We start from the raw sequence: 16,628 nt of genomic DNA on the forward strand, positions 1-16,628 counted from the left end.
TCAATAAGCAGGCAAAAATATATGAGGCTCTCGGAGTGAAGGTACCAACCTCGTCATGTTAACTCCGAGAATCCAGGTGAAAAGAGGTATGAATATGCGAATACTCATCTGCGACGATGATGCGCTGATAATTGAACAGCTTCAGAAATATATAAAAATTTTTTTTGAAAACATTGGTGTGAAATGCCCGGAATTAATTTGCTTTTCTGACGGGGAATCCCTGCTGGCAGATAAAGGCGAAAAAGACATTCTGTTTCTTGACGTAGAAATGCCCGGAATGAATGGCATCTATGTGGGAAAGGAATTAAAAAAGAAGAATGAAAATATTATTATTTTTATTGTGACTTCTTATTCCGAATATCTTGATGAGGCAATGCGATTCCATGTATTCCGATATTTTTCAAAGCCTCTGGATAAGCAGCGGTTTTTCCGTAATATGAAAGATGCGGTTGACCTGTATAACACCATGACAGTAAAAATCCCGGTTGAAACAAAACAGGGCGTGCATACACTGCCTGCATCCTCCGTCATAGCAGTAGAGGCACAGGGCAGAAAGGTAACGGTACATACCACTCTGTGTGATTTTGAATCCACCCACAATATGCAGTACTGGCTGGAACTTCTCCCTAAAAACCGTTTCTTCCAGACACACCGCAGTTTCATTATCAATTTTGAGCATGTTACAGATTTTGACCGTAATCTTGTCCATATGGCTGATAATCAATCTGCTTATCTGACAAAAAGGAAATACAGTTCATTTAAAGAAGCCTATCTCCTTTATTTAGAAAGTACGAGGTAAAGCAAATGATAAATACAATCTGTTATTTTTTCAGTTTTCTTGTAGAAGCAATTATACTCTGGCAGTATTCCTCCGATTTATTTCCTGCCAAGCGCACCCCTCAAAGAAAACTGGCTGTACTATGCAGCTTATATTTTATCCTGTTTTGCGTGTCACTGTTTGAATCTATATGGCTCAATATCATTTTATATTTTTTTCTGAACCTCATTTTTTTAATGACCCAGTGTTATCTGAATTGGTACACGGCAGTATTTCATTCTTCCATACTGACGGCTGTTATGACAATGAGTGAATTAGTTGTTTATGGAATTACCAAACGGTTTGCCCCTCATTTCCTTGATAATGGCAGGGAATTTTATCATCTTTTATTTTTTTCGGTCTTTAGCAAACTCATATTCTTTGCTGTTGCTTATATACTGATGCACCTAATGAGAAACCCGAAGAAGGATACAGGGCAGTATGACAAGTCGGTTTTTCTTCTTGTTTTCATTCCCCTGACCTCAATCTTTATTATGTTTACTTTCATAAGTATTGGCGAATCCGTTTCCTTCCCGGCGTCACTTGACTGGATGGTTGCCGTGGGCGCTGTTTTTTTGCTGGCAGCAAATCTGCTCATGTTTGAAATCAACCAGTATCATCAGAAAAAAAACATGGAATTTACAGAAATACAGTTATTGCTCCAAAAAGAGTCAGATTTGGCTAGATATTATAAGATGCTGAATGTACAGAATGAAAACCAGCGTATTTTAATCCATGACATAAAAAAGCACCTGCAGTCCATTGATATGCTGAATGAACAAAAAGAGTATGCTAAAATAAGCGCCTATATCCGGCAATTGGTACTCTCCCCAGACCTGAAGGAATTTTCCAGACTATGCGACCATGAAATGCTGAATTCCATTCTATGCCGCTATATGCAGCAATGCACTGACAGCCACATAACTTTTCATGCTGACATACGCAGCGGGACAACGGATTTTATTGCAGACAACGACCTTACCTCTCTGTTTTGCAATTTGCTGGATAATGCTATAGCGGCAGCAAGTAATATCCCCGGCTCTTTTATCGAGATCAATACAAGCAAACATGAAAAAACACCGTTTTTCGTGATAACAGTTATCAATTCCTGCCGAAAAAATCCTTTTCTCTGTAAGGACAGGCAGCTAAACGACAATAAAAACGGACATGGGTTTGGATTAAAAAGCATTCGTAAAGTGGTAGACCAATATCATGGCAATTTACAGATGTATTATAATGATGATGCGCTTACTTTTCATACCGTTATTACCTTAAAGCAATAGTGAACTGCGAACTACTAACGCAGTTCACTATTATAACAGTTTATGCCCCAAACCCTTGTGCCTTATAATATATCTTTTGGTTTCACTGTATTCCTTTTTCATCTATAACTACCTTTTCCCCATATTGCTTTAATTTTATAATTTGACATACATTTTTACTTTTCCATAATCTTCCTTTACTACCTTGCCCCCTTATCTTTCTGTCTTGACTGATGCGCCCTGCTCGTCTCTTTTTCTTTTACTATCTGCTCTTTTTGCCTGAGCCTGTTCCTGACGCTCCTTGCATCCACTACTTTTTCTCCGTAAATTTTTTCATACTCTGCGCAAGCTGTCTCATAATCCTGATTCTCTTTCTTTGCCGCATTAAGTTCCTTATAAAATGCCTGAACAGAATCAAAATGATATTCTTTCACAATAAAAGAAAGCCTTTTTTTCATATTGGAAATCTGATTGTCAAGATGGTCCATCTCCTGCTGTAACTCCTTACGCCTGCCGCCTTTGAAAATGCCCGTGCATCCTGACAATTCCTTTTTTAGTTCATCCCCCTTTTTCTCACGTCCGAAGATTGCCTTGTTCTGTTCTTTCAGCCTGCCCTCGATCTCTTGCAGGCTGGGATATTTACTTGCAAGCACGGAAGGTCTTGGATATGGCGGCCTTTCCGCTATCTGTTCGGTTTCAGTCGGAACAGGATTCTGCTCAGTCTTTATCTTCTTAATAATACTTTCTTTCCCTGTGGACACAACCGCTGGATATTCTGTATTTTTTTGCATATCCGGTTTCCGATGCGGATTTATGGGAAATGGTATCTTCTTCCTTTCCGACTGGACTGCCAGAGTATCTCCTGCATGGATACAGTTTTCCGTTTCTCTTGATGTTTCTTTTATGCCGTCAACAGCGTTTCTGATAACTTTCTCCGCTATATCCATTACCTTCTGCATAGCTTTCGCAATCAGAAGTTCTAATAACAGAATCGCCGCCCTGACAATCTCTCCAAACAGCTCCGGCTTTTGTCCGTTCTGCTCCACGGATTCCTTTACCCTGTCTGTGATTTCCGTCTTTTTTAGTTCCAAAATCTCCGTATCAGGTACACCGCTTACAAGCGCACGGTCAACAGTTCTGTTCCATTCCATGCGGATTTCATTGTCTTCCTTGATTTCCTCCGCCTTCGGATTATTTTTGCCGACTTTCTTAGTTGCAAGATACGGACCGTTTTTGTCAAATATGCTGAACCTGTCTTTATCATCAATTACCATCTGATTGATCAGATCCGTACAAAATACTTTTACTGCTCCATCCACTATATCGACCGTGACACCTTTCATCAGGCAGTGCTTGAGGACATCCGCCGTAACGCGAAATTGTTCAGCAAGGATGCGGAGAAAGCCGCACAGCGGCTCATGGAACTGAAATGCGCCGATCAGCAGAAACAGACCGCAACGATGAAGCGCGACCTTGCATCGGCAAAGAAGCGGCTGGCTGACCTGGATGTGAAGCTGAAACGCACCTACGAGGACAATATGAGCGGCAAGCTGCCCGACCACATCTTTACCATGTTTATCGCAGATTACGATACGGAACGGGCAACGCTGAAAGCGAACATTGCAGAGATGGAAAAGGCGCTGGAAAAAGTTCGGGATACCAAAGCCGATATTGACCGCTTCGCAGCCCTTATCCGAAAATACACCAGCTTTGAAAAACTCGACCGCTTCATGCTTCACGAGCTGATTGACCGGATTACGATTTACGAAACGCCAGGTATGGGACGCTGCCGCAAGGGTAAGGAAAAGCGTATTACCATCTACTACAAATTTGTCGGGGCTATCCAATAAAGCAAAAACGGCATCCCCTATGGATGCCGAAAAAAATAACTTGGCTTTACGTCTATTTGACTTCTCATCATCCCTTGAGAGTCGCTCATAAAGAGCTGTTATTCTGTTGTCCCCAGCCGTTCTGTTGTTCATGTTGAACTCCTTTCCGGCTGGCTCATCTGTGGTGAATCCATCATACCACAGTTTCCTCCTCCTGTCATCATTTCGTTGCAGATTAAACGGGATATTTTTTCATCGGGCGTGTCGGCATACCCTGAACCTGTATATACCCTGACCTTGAAAAGCGTCCCGCCTATCCTGCGGTAAAAAAAGCCAGCCGCAGAAGGACTGGTTTTTGCCATATCATTATTCAATTTTACTGCCTCCATTATGCAATCCTTTCTTGCGCTTCATACGCATTTCCCTTATAATTGTTCGGGGAACCGTTAAGTCTCCGACTTCCGTACTTAGTAACCGGATTCCCATTTTATCCGTACCTCATAGCCTGCCCCTCCTTTCGTGTAACTGATTTCCAGTCAAAAAGAATTACTCTTTCACTAATAGGAGAAAAACGGCTATAAAAACGGAAGTGTTTTTGAAAAAACAGCTACAAAATTTTATTTTTTTGCAAAGGACTGACCATAAATGCCAAAATACGCTGAAATCCCAGCATTCAGGGAGCAGAATTTCATAACGGAAGCGGATGGGGATATGCTCCACCGTGAAGCCCGCGCCCTTGCGATCCAGCGTATTGAGGAAAGCGCAAGGACAGAAGCCGACTTTGAAAATGTGCTGTACTGGTGGGATAAACTGGACGCAAACAGGGAACGGAAAGAAAGAGGCCATGAAATAGGGCGATCCACTGTTCCTTTGGAATGGGGCGCAGATGAATGGTACCTTTCCACCAGACCTTCCTATGATATGATTCTAAGAAGGCTCATGCTTGCGGGCGATTTTCTTGATTTCATATTTGACAGCCCGGAAACACTACACGAACTTATCACGGATATAGATTTACCGGAGATATTGCAGGAACTAAAACCACATCTCAAAAATATGCTCTATTATCTATTCCTGCGTGATTATTCCACAGCAGAATATGCGGAGAGTATCGGACAGACTGACCGGAATATCAGGGGTATTCGGGAAACTGCTCTGAAAAAGATACGGAAGCTCTATGGCGGCATACTCACATGCAGGAAAGAAAATAGTCTGCCGATAACGATTGACGAAAAATATTTCTTGGAAAACGGAGTGCGAAAGAAAAAGGGAAAATAAGTGTATTCTGGCTGAAAGCCACAAACAGCTTGACCAACAATGAGTAACTGTTTATAATGTAAAAAATATTACATCAGATGATATGGCAGGATTGATTGGATTGGAGCAGATTTTTTATGAAAAATTTATTTGAACATACCAGTGCGCCGTGGATTCGGTACAGCAGCTATGAATATAAGACAGACAGTGACAACAACCTCTACATAACGGTTTCCAAAGATGCCAGACCGGAAATGTACCATCCCATGCAGCAAGCAGAACAGCTCGTCATTGATGCCATAAATGTCGGGCTTGCCGCCATGCACAAACTACCGGAAGAAGAATTGAGAGAAGTTGTGCTTGACTTTATCAAAAAATATGGTTTTCTCGGCTTTATGACCGCCCTGCCGACAACAGCAGATTTCATAACCTATGAATCGGTATATCTTCCCAAAAATCACTTTATAAAGGAAGAATCCCTCCCTACAGAGGATTATCTCACCTATTTTTATCCTTTTGACAAGCCTGATTTAAAAAAGAACGGCGTAGAGTCGGGATGGTCTGTGACTGACCGTGAGGGTATTGCGATCACGATGGCTACGGGGAATGCGCCACAGGCTGTGGCGATGGGATTGCAGAAGGAATATGCGGAAAGGTACGACTGGCTTGTAAAGGAATTTACCGACTGGGCGTTTACTTTTATGACAAGTTTCCTTTATTATATGGATTATGATACGATTGACGAACAAACACGCAGCCTGTACCGTCAGGGCATTTCCGCTTTCGGCGGCATATCCCCGACTTACCGGATCGCGCTTGAAAAGGATTCGCCCGTTATCGTATGGGATTTCCATTCCCTGCTCGTCATGGTGCAGATGTGTTTTTCTTTCATGCTCACGGATAAGGACAGTGATATGCGTATGTGCAAACACTGTAAAAAAGCCTTTGTCGCAAGCAGAAAGGGAAATGAGTTTTGCAGCCAGAAGTGCAAGAACCAGTTTAATGTCTACAAATCAAGGGAAAAGAAGAAAGGAAACAAAAGAGATGATTGAAAACAGGAATGTAAATATCATAACCGATGCGGACGGTAAAAAGCTGGTCTTGATTAATGATATCCGTTTCAAGGGCAAACGTCAGATTGACTGGGATGATGTAAAGCAGTATCTCGAAGGATATGTCGGGGACTATTACGAGATTGAGGAAAATGCGGAACGCATTTATATCGGAAATGAACTTCCCGAAGAATATACGGAATCAGAAAGCCGAAAAAGCCTTATGGGTGCAAATGCAAAAGAAAAGGCAAATGCCGCTACTGCGATACCGGAGCTGATCCAGATATCATCTAACCCGGCTTTTGATTAACCATGCTGAAAATGGCAGGAAATATCTGTATGATATTTTGGCAGTAAAAAAAGAAACGAGCAAGCCGTAACAAGATGTACGGTGAAAACCCATTTCTTATTGTCAATAATAAGCCATTTTTCAATTCCTGTCAATCCCCAATTTTGATTTTTTCAGAATACCGCCATTGGCATTTTAAATGCAATGGGGGAACTTTGTTCCCCCTTAACCACTCCATAGCATGAGGCGCAGATGATGTCAAGACCGCCGCAGGCGAGGCGGAGCCGGTGTCTTGACATCATCTGCGCCTCATGCTACAAAACTTAAAGCAAGGCAACACTAAAGGGAATATATCAGATCGTGCAGCACTACTTCCTCCGCCCTGCTCTGGATGCTGTTCATCTTTTGCAGCCAGCAGAGCCAGTCATCGGATTTAAGCTGTTCCGTTACTCCCTCTTTTTTAGCCATCTGCCTTACAAGCCTGTCCATCATCTCATTGGATTCTTCATCAATCTCCGCAAGGTGCTTCCATAAAGTTTCCGACAAAAGCATATGCGAATAAATGCCCCTGTGGTTTTCTTCTAAAAACCGCTTTCTCATCCGTCCATACTTCCCGATATGGTACTCCGTTGTGTCCGAAAGTTTGAGGTCTGGAATCAGATAGGCGCCTTCCTGATGATATGTGATTTCCATATACAACCGCCTTTCTTTGTGCTAAACTGTTTACAGATACGAATAAAATATCACCTTCTTCCTTTACCACAACATCTGCAAGTTTCCATTCACCACAAATGAGCCAGCCGCATATGTTGTATTTTAGCAGATGCGCATTTCCGATAAAATACAGCATTTTACGGAAAAGTTTACATCTACAGTTCACAACATATCACATCATTGACATAGGCGTTGGCCGTGTCGATAAGACGGTACCCGCATCCAAGGGCGCTTAAACAGAAAGCCTCCGCCTCGTCAGGAGACAAAAGAAAGGTACCAATGCCTGCCATGGGCATTTTTACACCATTATTTAAAGTTATGTATTCCATCATCTGTTCCCCCATTCATCCTTTTGGGCACTCCCGGCAACTCCCTCGCGCCTGTCTTTGCGGCTGAGTTTCCGGGAGTACTCCTTTTATCTTGCGCTGTGGCCGCCGAACACGTCAAAGTCCATGGTATCCAGTCTGGAATCGATCATAGCAATCTCTTCTTTTGTCAGAACCACATTGCCTGCCTCAAAGTTTTCCTTCAGCCGCTCAATTTTGCGGGAACCCGGAATCGGGATAATGTAAGGCTTCTTATTGATCACCCACGCGAGAGACAGCTGACCCATGGCGGCCTTCTTTTCTTCTCCCATTTTCGTCAGCAGATCCAAAAGCTCCTTCGCTTTTTCATACCCCTCTTCGGTATACTGGGGCATATTTGTCCGGTAATCCTGGCTTCCCTCAAATTTTGTGGAGGGTGTGTATTTCCCTGTAAGAAATCCGTTTGCCATGGGAGAAAAGGCCACATAGGCCACATTCAGTTCCCCGCACACCGGAAAAATAGTCTCATGCCACCTGGCCATCATAGAATACCTGTTTTCAATGGTCGTCACGGGACATACGGCGTGGGCCCGGCGCAGATATTCTTCCGTGGTTTCCGAAATGCCCCAATAACGAATCTTGCCCTCTTTGATTAACTGCCCCATAGTCTCGGCCACAACTTCAGGCTCCACCTTGGGATCAATCCTGTGCTGATAGTACAAATCAATATAGTCTGTCCCCAGCTTCCTAAGGCTTTCCTCAACGCTTGTTCTTATGGTTTCCGGGCTGCTGTCCAATCTTAAGGATCGGTCCGCGTTGTGCTTTATCCCCATCTTTGTGGCGATGACCACTTTGTCCCGGATTCCCTTTCACGGCCTCCCCCACAAGCTCCTCATTATAGGAAACCGTGCCGTCCGGGCTGACCCCGGTATAAGCCTCCGCCGTGTCAAAAAAATCATAACCGATCTCAAAAGCTTCTCTCAAAGTCTTAACCGCCACGCTCTTTTCTGTAGGATCCCCCGAAGCGTGGCTGAATCCCATACAGCCCGGACCGCCTCCGTGACAGAAGGAAGGTCTGTGACGTCAAGTCGGACTATGAGAGCCGTCCGGGGAAAATCCTTCTCAAACTCTTCCAGTTTTTTCGTATCCCTGGCGGTTACCAGCACATTGTCGCCTTTTTGCAGCACTGCTTTGGCAAGACTTCTCCCAAGACCGGTGGAACAGCCTGTAATCAGCCAAGTTTTCATTGCCTATTCTCTCCCATTTAGTGATGGAAATTGGTAAAGATGATCTTTTCCTTCTGGGGAATCCCCAGTTTCTCCTTGCCCATCTGGATGCTCTTCATGAGAAATGCCATATTGTGGCCCAGAGTCCGCATAGTCTGCATGCCTTCCTCGTCCTTCAAAACCTCCTCCGGGGTTCCTCCATGTACCATATTCCAGTACTGGCTGCTTGCCACCGGCATGCCGCACATGGTAAAGTATTTATTCAGCATATCAAAGGTAGCCGTATTGCCGCCCCGGCGGCAGGATACCACGGCCGCTCCTACTTTCATGGTCTTGTCAATATTCAGGGTGCTGAAGAACAGACGGTCCATAAAGGATACGGCTCCGCCTGCCGGGGAAGCAAAGTAAACCGGGGAACCGATGACAAAGGCGTCTGCCTCAGCCAGCTTGGGGGCAATATCGTTGACGATATCGTTGAATACGCACTTGCCTCCCTGCTCCCCTTCGCTGTGGCATTTCCGGCAGGCAATGCAGCCCCGGATATCTTTATTTCCCACATGGACGATCTCCGCCTCAATGCCTTCTGACTCCAGAGTCTTTGCCAGCTCCGTCAGCGCCGTGTAAGTACATCCGTTTCTCCTTGGGCTTCCGTTTACAAGTAATGCTTTCATAAATAAATTCCTCCTCCTTTTGTTTCTTGTTTTTTATTTTTAAGAACTGTATTCAGTATAAAGGAAATCCTCAGGCAGCAGAAGTCACAATAAGTTATTCAGTATATATCTTTTAGTATAAGCTATAACGGACTTTTGTCACCGCGAAGTGATGCTGCTTTCTGTGAATGGAACTTTATTTCCGCAGGCCTATAAACATTCCCGGAATATTTCAAATATTTCCCCATGTGCCAGCCTTCTGTATCCCCCGGAAACACTGACGCAGGAATCGGCAATCGCTTTTAAGTCCGTATTCTCATCCACTCCCAGTTCCCTCAATGTAACCGGCAGCCCTATCTCCCGGATAAAATCCTTCAGCGCATCAATCCCGGCACAGGCGATCTCCTCATCGGTCTTTCCCTCAGGCGAAATCCCCCATACCTCCACGGCGAACCGTTTAAATTTACCCGGCCCGTCCTTATAGATATGCCGATAGTAAACCGGCTGCAGCACCGCCAGTCCCCCACCGTGACCGCAGTCCGTATACGCCTCCATCTGACGCGCCATCTGACGGCACTGGCAATCCGTGCGCTTTCCCAGTTTAATGATCCGGTTTTCCACCATTGTCCCGGCCCACATGAGATTGCTTCTTGCCGTATAATTCTCCGGATTCTCTATAGCCGCCCGAAGATTGCGGATCACATTCCCCATAAGGGCCTGAGCCATATCATCGGAAACATTATCCTCATCCGGCCCGCTGAAATAAATCTCCATGATGTGGGAAAGGGTATCGAAGCCGCCGGAAACCATCTGGGATTTAGAAACGCTGAGCGTATAAGACGGGTCCATTAAGGCAAACTTCGGATTGCATTTGGGATAATCCCGCCCGGTTTTCACTCTAAGCGTTTGGTTGGTAATCACCGCTTTGCCGCTGCACTCGCTTCCGGTTCCCGCCTCCGTGACAATTACCTCCACCGGCAGAGGCTCAAAATCCAGGATACCGGGCCTTGCCCAAAAGTTCTCCCATGCGTCCCCCTCATACCGGGCAGCAATGGAAATAGCTTTGCAGCAGTCCATCACCGGACCGCCTCCCACACCAAGAAGCAGACCTGCCCGATGTTTTCTGGCAAGTTTCGCTCCTTCCAGGACTTCGGCATAGGTGGGGTTGGCCGTAATACCCGGAAACTCTGCGATCTGTTTCCCTGTCCTATTTAAAATAGAAACCACTTCATCATAAATCCTGCTCTTTTTAACCGAATCGTCCCCACAGGCAACCATGACCGTGTCCCCATATCCTTTTGTGAGACAAGCCAGATACTCTTTCACACAGCCTTTTCCAAAAAATACCTTTGTTCCGTTTTCAAAGATAAAATTATTCATCCTTCATCACCACTCCTGTTATTGTGTTCACCACTGCTCTATGTGTCAATTATAAATAAGGCGAACCGTAGGAGGAAGTCTCTCTTTGTTCATCAGTTTATACCCTTTGGTTGCAGCCGGATTCAGAAAATACAAAATCGGGCAGGGGAGGCTTTTCCCCTGCTCGCCGTACCGGGGGCGGTCCGCTTCAGCGGCATACTCCGTTCCGCCCCCGTGTACATAAAAAGAACCAAAATACCATTTGGTATCTGGTTCCTTCTTAAACTTCTGTTTATTTCATCCAGCTATCCCATGTACTACCCGGAAATGAAGACTTCCGTGTTTTCCTGCCCCTTCCTTCACTGTACCGCCTCTTTCACAGCCTCCAGAAATTGTTTCACGATTCCGGAAGGCTTGGGAGAATGGAGCAGTCCAAACGGAATACTGTGATCCCATTCCACCGGGATTACCTTCAAAAGCGGATGTACATTGGCCCATCCGGGTATGGAAAGCAAAATATCATTACTGTTCTCACACCGGTTAAAGGCCTCCATACTGTAAAAATCAAAGTCCACAATATGAATCTGACTGTGGTTCTGCCAGATATCGTCCCGAAGCTCGTCTACATAGTGGCTCCACTCCCGGCGCATGAGCATCAGGTTCTCTCCATACAGGTCTTCCAGCTTAAGCCTGTCCTTGGCGGCGAGCCTGTGGTGGACGGAGACCGCACAGCAAAAGGGCTCGCGGGACAGTTCCAATCCCGTGCAGCGCCTCAGATCCAGCATAGTCTCGTCAAAGATCCCGCCTACCACATCAATGTTCTTTCCCAGGTTCCCCAAGATCTCCCTGGCGTTTTCCGGCGTATTTTCAAAGGGAATGATCTGAAATTTCATGTCCGGACAATGGGCCTGTATCTTTGGCCACATCTGCATAAGAAGCTGGGCCGGCGTCATGGGAGAACTGCCGATCCGGATCACCTTCGCATCCTCCTGCATGGCATTTTTGGCCCTTGTAACAGAGTCCCGGCAGTACTGGATAATATATTTTGTATCCTGATATAAAGATTTTCCCGCTTTTGTCAAAATCAGACCTCGGTGAGTCCTCTCAAATAATTTAACGCCAAGAGACGCTTCCAGCAGGTTGATCTGTTTGATCACCGCGGTAGGGGTGATATAGGATTCCTCGGCAGCCCGGTTAAAACTGCCCGCATCCGCCACATGGATAAAGGTGTCTAGCTGTGGATTGTACATGAGGCAAGCACTCCTTCACTGTTTGATCGTTCAGCAGTATATGTCACTGTCTAAATTATAGGAAACTATGAAAAAAATATCAAGACTCCTTTCCGTAAAAGGGACAAAAACAGTTTATCAGATACTTCTAACAAAAGTCTAACAATTTGATAAACTATTTCTAAATTCCTGAAGTAATCTTCGAATCCGTTTATCCTTCAGAATTGCTGGATATGAATAGATCCGTATCTCGAAACTCATCCATCAAGATATCATACAGTCTCAAGGGACTCCTCTGCCTGGAAACATATGGCTTTAACAGATTCCACAAATCCCTATACTCCTCATCAATCCCAGACAGATACAACTTGGCATAGACTGTTATCACCTTATCTTTTGGCTTAAGCTGCTCTGCCATACAAACAGAAATCTTCCTTGTACCATTACCTTTATCATTCATCAGTTTACCAATAACTTTTATAGCAGTATCTTCTTTCAGAAATTCTTTCGTTTTTTATACGCATCCGCAAAACAGCACACTTCAATCTCTCCGGTAAAATCAGACAGTTTAAAAAAAGCTATCTCAGCGCCATCCGGCTTCCGCCTGCACTTCCTAAAATCTGACGCATTTCCAATCACCGTGACATTTTGATTCCCATGATACTTTTGCAGTCTTTCAATCTCTACTGCCCCACATTCTCTGACACTTGGGAAAAGCGTAATCGGATGCCTGCTTGCGAACACTCCCAACACACTCTTTTCAATCATGAGCCTTTCCCATCGGTTTTCACAAAAACCATCCATAGCCCCGGAACAGATAAATTCCTCCAGAATATTCTTTGATGGCTGAATACGCAGAACGAAATCCGACAGGGACTGAAAAACCCCATTCTTTTTCCGTTCTTCCACCACACCCACAGCGGCTTCTCCTATGCCCTTAACACTGCCAAGTCCAAACCATAGTTCTCCGTCCAGAATACGAAACTCTTGCTTAGAACAGTTAATATCCGGAACGTGGAATTTGATTCCCATATCCTTTAAATCCATCACCAGACCTGGTATCTTTTCAAATGAAGTATGATTAAGTACCGATTTCATATATTCCAGAGTATAATGATATTTCAGCCATGCCGTCTGATAAGATACAATAGCGTAACAGGCAGCGTGTGACTTATTAAAAGCATATCCTGCAAACTCTTTTAACTGGCTAAATAATGTGTTAGCATTCTCTTCACTGATACCATTTTTTACACATCCTGCAACCGCTCTCTCATCGTCACCATAAATAAAGGAATGCCTTTCTTCTTCCAAATCTTCTTCCTTTTTCTTAGACATAGCACGGCGTACCAAATCCGCCTGACCATAAGAATAATCTGCCGGTTGTTTGAAGAGCTCCTGCACTTGTTCCTGAAAAGCAACACAACCATAAGTACTTTTTAAGATCGATTCCATCTGCGGTATTTTATAATGGATAAACCGTTTTCCCTGCTTTACACCAGTCATATCTTCCAGATACTGCATAGGGCCTGGCCGGTACATGGCAATCAGCAGAATTAAATCCGAGAGGTTATATAATACTTTTTTACGATATTTTGGAATAAATACGATATGGTACTGGCATTTCCATCGGGTGTGTGATAAACTTTTATTGTCCATTTGGACCTCCTCCTATGCTTGAAATTTGGCTTGCGACACCAATTTCATTATAGCATAGGAGGTTTTTTATGAATATCCTCACCGTTTCCTACTACTACAGCATTTTTTAAATAACCGGACTATAAAAACACTATATCTTATAGGTGTTTTCGGCTATAATAAAGTCCAGTTAATTAGTGAACGATGTACTAGTCCATCAATCGCAGACGTATTAAAAATCTTATTGATCTTATCTGCCGATATGGATGCATAAAAAATAATACATTTACGGAACAATTCATATTCCGATTCATCAAGCAGGTCAAAATAAATCATATTATTGAAGTCATACAAATCTCTGGCTGCTGCCCGGCTCATAAGCGCATTTGCTTTTGCGGCAAAGATCTCTACAGGTTCTAAGGTCCGTACCATTACATCTTCCTCAAAAATATCCGTTACAATCTTTCTCTCTACTGGAGCAAAAATATGAGAGCGCAAGGAGTAATTCAACTCTAATTTTATATTATCCCTGTTACCACCAGCATTTTGATATTGGAACAGCATAGAATCCAGGCTATGACTATACCTGGAAGATTCTGAAAGAAAATATCCTTCCTCTGTCATATATCTTTCCAGCATTTTTGTAATTCTCTCTGGCTTTTTCCATATCTTCCAATGGCAGATTTGGTGTAAAATCCAGGTCTAAATCAACAGACAGCCTTGGCAGATTGAAAATAGTCATGTTGATTGCTGTTCCGCCTTTTAAAGCCAGATGTTCATGCAGATATTCATCTGTATTCAAATAGGTCAATATTTCTTTCAGCCTCAGCACTTTTTCAAATGTATCCCGAACAAATCCATATTGCTTTGCTATTTGTCCAAGTTGTCCCTTATTATAGTTCATGCCTGCCTCCTTCATTTTTCAAATAATACATCTGTTCCGGAACTACAAGACGCCATATAGCATCATATTTTCCTTTCTTGTAATCTTTCGTCAAATAGCGTTTACTGCGCCCAATCCTATTTTGGCATATCTGAAAAAACTCATTTGATAATCCAATGCGTTCCTGTTGACTTTTCAACAAAAACCCTACTTTTTGATATAAAAACTGATTATCATAATATTCTAAATATGCAAGCATACGTTTTTCTCTAAGAACAGATACCGCCTGAATATTATCGGTCACTTCTTCTAATCCTGCTATTTTATCCAAATCCTTAATACTGTCAATCACAGTCCGTTCCTTATCTGTTATTCGCACACCCCCGCTGTACTTCACTGTTTCAACTCCCTCATTACATTTAGAACATACATAACAAAATGTGTATCCGTCAAATTCAAAATCTCGAAACACCGTATTTGAAGATACATAAACCTCATAAAAAATCTGATCACTAATTCCATAATATTCCATTGCCGAATGATGAGAAAGATAAGATGTGGGTGTGATCGCTCCTGCAATTTGATAACGGTTCGCCAATGGAGCATCTGTTTCTCCACTAATACATGTGTAAAGATTATTTCGTATTTTTATCACAAGACCACTCTTTATTAAACGTTTTACCGCCGAACGCGCACTTTCAATGTTATCATAATATTGATTTACATGTTCCATTGTGAATACTGGATATTTTAGTAATTCAAAATATAATTTCATACCACTCATCGTTTATTTTTCATTCAAAATAGTTTGTTTTTAAACTGTTTAGCTACATTCTTAATTTATACTATAATAATTTTTTCTTTCTGTCAAGTTTAAAATTTTATCAAAACAGTTTGTTTTTAAACTATTTTTCGCAGATATATGCATATTCTGCAATCCAAATCTCCAACTCCATAAAAGAAAAAGAGCCTCAGATCTCTCTGAAGCCCTTCAACCTTTCCTATTAAATTTAATTTGGCTATATTACATAGCCCTCTTCTATATGGAGAAGAAGGAAGCGAAGTTTTCCTTCCCAGTGATCGCAGAATAAATCACACGTAATCACGCGAAATTCTTATTTTAAAATATTTTCAATAGCTGAATATACCTCGTCTGATCCACCTCCGAGTATCTCTCCCCAAAAATCTTAAACCGATTTTTGTCATTCTGGTAAAATCCTAAAAGCTTCGGTCGGTCCTCGCATTCCAAATACACGATTCCCCCACCTATGTCTCTCTGAACTCGCCCCAATATTTCAAACGCATCGTCCATCAAAGCATTTCCGGACAATTCCATATTCCCTTTAAATCCATAATTCTTTCCAAACTGCGCGATTAAAAAAGCGGACACTGTGTAGGAGTTTGTGTTTCCATCCAACTGTGCATATCTGGACAGTTTTCTTCTCATCGTAGAAGAAATATCTGCATTTCCAATTTCTACTGCCTTATGAGTTAAAGTAAAGATTGCTGCAATCTCGCCTTCTGCATCCATAAGGAAATATGTAATGGACATTTTCTTTTTTGCAAATTCAATCGCATTATGCCATACAAAATTTTCAATTTCTTTATTGATTGGACAGGAAAAATCGGAGAGAATTGCACTTAAGTTCTCCTCTCCGATCGCTTCCAACATATCCAATATATTGACTACTGTATATTCCTTCATTTTATCGAACCCTCTTGGACATCAATCTCCGTATCTCGTCTATATTTGTCATCTGGCGGCTCACCGGTGCGGATGGCTCTCTTTTGGGATCATCTGCCGAAGCATCAAGAGCCTTGATAAAGGATTCAATTTTTTTCGGATCAGTAATCTTTACATTGGTCAGTATACTGGATGTAGCCATTCTATCGCCTCCTCTTCAACAAAACACTTGTTTTCCTGTTCTTATTCTTATCTTATCATCTCCGGATCCTTTTTTCAATCAGTTTATGCAATTTTCAGATCCTGAATCATCTGCTGTCACTTTGCAATTATTTACTATTTTACTCAAACTTCCCACATCCCGAGTTTGCCACTTGCTAAATAAAACTAAATAAAAAGTTTTCTTATTTTGCAAGGCTTTCCTTGCTTTTTTGCTT

21 protein-coding genes and 3 pseudogenes are annotated in these 16,628 nt (G+C 42.9%); 6 read left to right on the forward strand and 18 right to left on the reverse strand.

The genetic code is table 11. The features are described 5' to 3' along the window. The first annotated feature begins 94 nt into the window (after nt 1-94). Together NFS31_RS24500 and NFS31_RS24505 are read left to right on the forward strand one after the other, a co-directional pair. Nucleotides 95-799, forward strand: coding sequence for a LytR/AlgR family response regulator transcription factor (locus tag NFS31_RS24500; RefSeq protein ID WP_251501130.1), 705 nt, complete (start codon nt 95-97; stop codon nt 797-799). A 284-nt stretch (nt 800-1,083) separates the two neighbouring features. Then, on the forward strand, nt 1,084-2,100 hold the full coding sequence (locus NFS31_RS24505; protein ID WP_331482857.1) for a sensor histidine kinase: 1,017 nt from the start codon (nt 1,084-1,086) through the stop codon (nt 2,098-2,100). 179 nt (nt 2,101-2,279) lie between these two features. Here NFS31_RS24505 and NFS31_RS24510 read toward each other — a convergent pair whose 3' ends face one another. After that, the gene (locus tag NFS31_RS24510; protein WP_251501086.1) at nt 2,280-3,422 is read right to left on the reverse strand and encodes a hypothetical protein; all 1,143 of its coding nucleotides are present in this window, start codon (nt 3,420-3,422) and stop codon (nt 2,280-2,282) included. A gap of 6 nt (nt 3,423-3,428) precedes the next feature. Here NFS31_RS24510 and NFS31_RS24515 point away from each other — a divergent pair, with 6 nt between their 5' ends. Continuing rightward, nucleotides 3,429-3,929 (forward strand): DUF4368 domain-containing protein, encoded by a 501-nt coding sequence (locus NFS31_RS24515; RefSeq protein ID WP_251501088.1) that lies wholly within the window; start codon nt 3,429-3,431, stop codon nt 3,927-3,929. A 128-nt stretch (nt 3,930-4,057) separates the two neighbouring features. Here the strand turns inward: NFS31_RS24515 and NFS31_RS24520 are convergent, their stop codons facing one another. Next, the gene (locus NFS31_RS24520; protein WP_251501090.1) at nt 4,058-4,297 is read right to left on the reverse strand and encodes a hypothetical protein; all 240 of its coding nucleotides are present in this window, start codon (nt 4,295-4,297) and stop codon (nt 4,058-4,060) included. A 256-nt stretch (nt 4,298-4,553) separates the two neighbouring features. On the opposite strand from NFS31_RS24520, the gene NFS31_RS24525 reads away from it, so the two are divergent. From NFS31_RS24525 to NFS31_RS24535, 3 genes are all read left to right on the forward strand, one after another. After that, nucleotides 4,554-5,186, forward strand: a complete 633-nt coding sequence (locus NFS31_RS24525) for a sigma-70 RNA polymerase sigma factor region 4 domain-containing protein (protein ID WP_251501094.1) — start codon at nt 4,554-4,556, stop codon at nt 5,184-5,186. A 116-nt stretch (nt 5,187-5,302) separates the two neighbouring features. Next, entirely contained in the window at nt 5,303-6,217 is a 915-nt protein-coding gene (locus tag NFS31_RS24530; protein ID WP_251501097.1) for a hypothetical protein, read from the forward strand. Beyond that, nucleotides 6,210-6,527, forward strand: a complete 318-nt coding sequence (locus tag NFS31_RS24535) for a hypothetical protein (RefSeq protein WP_331482858.1) — start codon at nt 6,210-6,212, stop codon at nt 6,525-6,527. Before NFS31_RS24530 ends, NFS31_RS24535 begins: the two co-directional genes overlap by 8 nt. Before the next feature lie 318 nt (nt 6,528-6,845). On the opposite strand, the gene NFS31_RS24540 is transcribed toward NFS31_RS24535, so the two are convergent. From NFS31_RS24540 to NFS31_RS24610, 16 genes and pseudogenes are all read right to left on the reverse strand, one after another. Beyond that, on the reverse strand, nt 6,846-7,199 hold the full coding sequence (locus tag NFS31_RS24540) for a TnpV protein (RefSeq protein ID WP_251501100.1): 354 nt from the start codon (nt 7,197-7,199) through the stop codon (nt 6,846-6,848). A gap of 176 nt (nt 7,200-7,375) precedes the next feature. Further along, nucleotides 7,376-7,552 carry a hypothetical protein gene (locus NFS31_RS24545; RefSeq protein ID WP_331482860.1) on the reverse strand — a complete coding sequence of 59 codons (177 nt, stop codon included), beginning with the start codon at nt 7,550-7,552 and terminating at the stop codon, nt 7,376-7,378. Between the two features lie 83 nt (nt 7,553-7,635). Next, nucleotides 7,636-8,566 (reverse strand): annotated as a pseudogene (locus NFS31_RS24550) (aldo/keto reductase). Then, nucleotides 8,506-8,772, reverse strand: coding sequence for an SDR family NAD(P)-dependent oxidoreductase (locus tag NFS31_RS24555; RefSeq protein ID WP_251501103.1), 267 nt, complete (start codon nt 8,770-8,772; stop codon nt 8,506-8,508). Before NFS31_RS24555 ends, NFS31_RS24550 begins: the two are co-directional and overlap by 61 nt. Before the next feature lie 17 nt (nt 8,773-8,789). Further along, a complete protein-coding gene (locus NFS31_RS24560; protein WP_251501106.1) occupies nt 8,790-9,422 on the reverse strand; it encodes a flavodoxin family protein in 633 nt (210 codons plus the stop codon). Nucleotides 9,423-9,611: 189 nt separating this feature from the next. Continuing rightward, nucleotides 9,612-10,781 carry an iron-containing alcohol dehydrogenase gene (locus NFS31_RS24565; RefSeq protein ID WP_251501109.1) on the reverse strand — a complete coding sequence of 390 codons (1,170 nt, stop codon included), beginning with the start codon at nt 10,779-10,781 and terminating at the stop codon, nt 9,612-9,614. 338 nt (nt 10,782-11,119) lie between these two features. Then, nucleotides 11,120-12,010 (reverse strand): LysR family transcriptional regulator, encoded by an 891-nt coding sequence (locus tag NFS31_RS24570; RefSeq protein WP_251501112.1) that lies wholly within the window; start codon nt 12,008-12,010, stop codon nt 11,120-11,122. 190 nt (nt 12,011-12,200) lie between these two features. Then, nucleotides 12,201-12,407: a hypothetical protein gene (locus NFS31_RS24575; protein WP_251501114.1), complete on the reverse strand. Its 207-nt coding sequence runs from the start codon at nt 12,405-12,407 to the stop codon at nt 12,201-12,203. A gap of 77 nt (nt 12,408-12,484) precedes the next feature. Then, a complete protein-coding gene (locus NFS31_RS26960) occupies nt 12,485-13,087 on the reverse strand; it encodes a helix-hairpin-helix domain-containing protein (RefSeq protein WP_331482861.1) in 603 nt (200 codons plus the stop codon). Between the two features lie 192 nt (nt 13,088-13,279). Continuing rightward, nucleotides 13,280-13,546, reverse strand: a pseudogene (locus NFS31_RS26965) (hypothetical protein); the annotation flags it as partial. Between the two features lie 12 nt (nt 13,547-13,558). Further along, a pseudogene (locus NFS31_RS24585) lies at nt 13,559-13,645 on the reverse strand (transposase); the annotation flags it as partial. Nucleotides 13,646-13,798: 153 nt separating this feature from the next. Then, entirely contained in the window at nt 13,799-14,248 is a 450-nt protein-coding gene (locus NFS31_RS24590) for a nucleotidyl transferase AbiEii/AbiGii toxin family protein (protein WP_251501116.1), read from the reverse strand. Then, a complete protein-coding gene (locus tag NFS31_RS24595) occupies nt 14,205-14,528 on the reverse strand; it encodes a nucleotidyl transferase AbiEii/AbiGii toxin family protein (protein WP_251501118.1) in 324 nt (107 codons plus the stop codon). Before NFS31_RS24595 ends, NFS31_RS24590 begins: the two co-directional genes overlap by 44 nt. Further along, entirely contained in the window at nt 14,518-15,291 is a 774-nt protein-coding gene (locus NFS31_RS24600; RefSeq protein ID WP_251501119.1) for a type IV toxin-antitoxin system AbiEi family antitoxin domain-containing protein, read from the reverse strand. The genes NFS31_RS24595 and NFS31_RS24600 overlap by 11 nt, the downstream gene beginning before the upstream one ends. Nucleotides 15,292-15,627: 336 nt before the next feature. Further along, on the reverse strand, nt 15,628-16,212 hold the full coding sequence (locus tag NFS31_RS24605; RefSeq protein WP_251501122.1) for a GNAT family acetyltransferase: 585 nt from the start codon (nt 16,210-16,212) through the stop codon (nt 15,628-15,630). A gap of 1 nt (nt 16,213) precedes the next feature. Continuing rightward, nucleotides 16,214-16,393 carry a hypothetical protein gene (locus NFS31_RS24610; protein WP_251501126.1) on the reverse strand — a complete coding sequence of 60 codons (180 nt, stop codon included), beginning with the start codon at nt 16,391-16,393 and terminating at the stop codon, nt 16,214-16,216. Between the last annotated feature and the right edge of the window lie 235 nt (nt 16,394-16,628).

The organism is Otoolea muris (genome assembly GCF_943193115.1).
Taxonomy (GTDB): Bacteria; Bacillota; Clostridia; order Lachnospirales; family Lachnospiraceae; genus Otoolea; species Otoolea muris.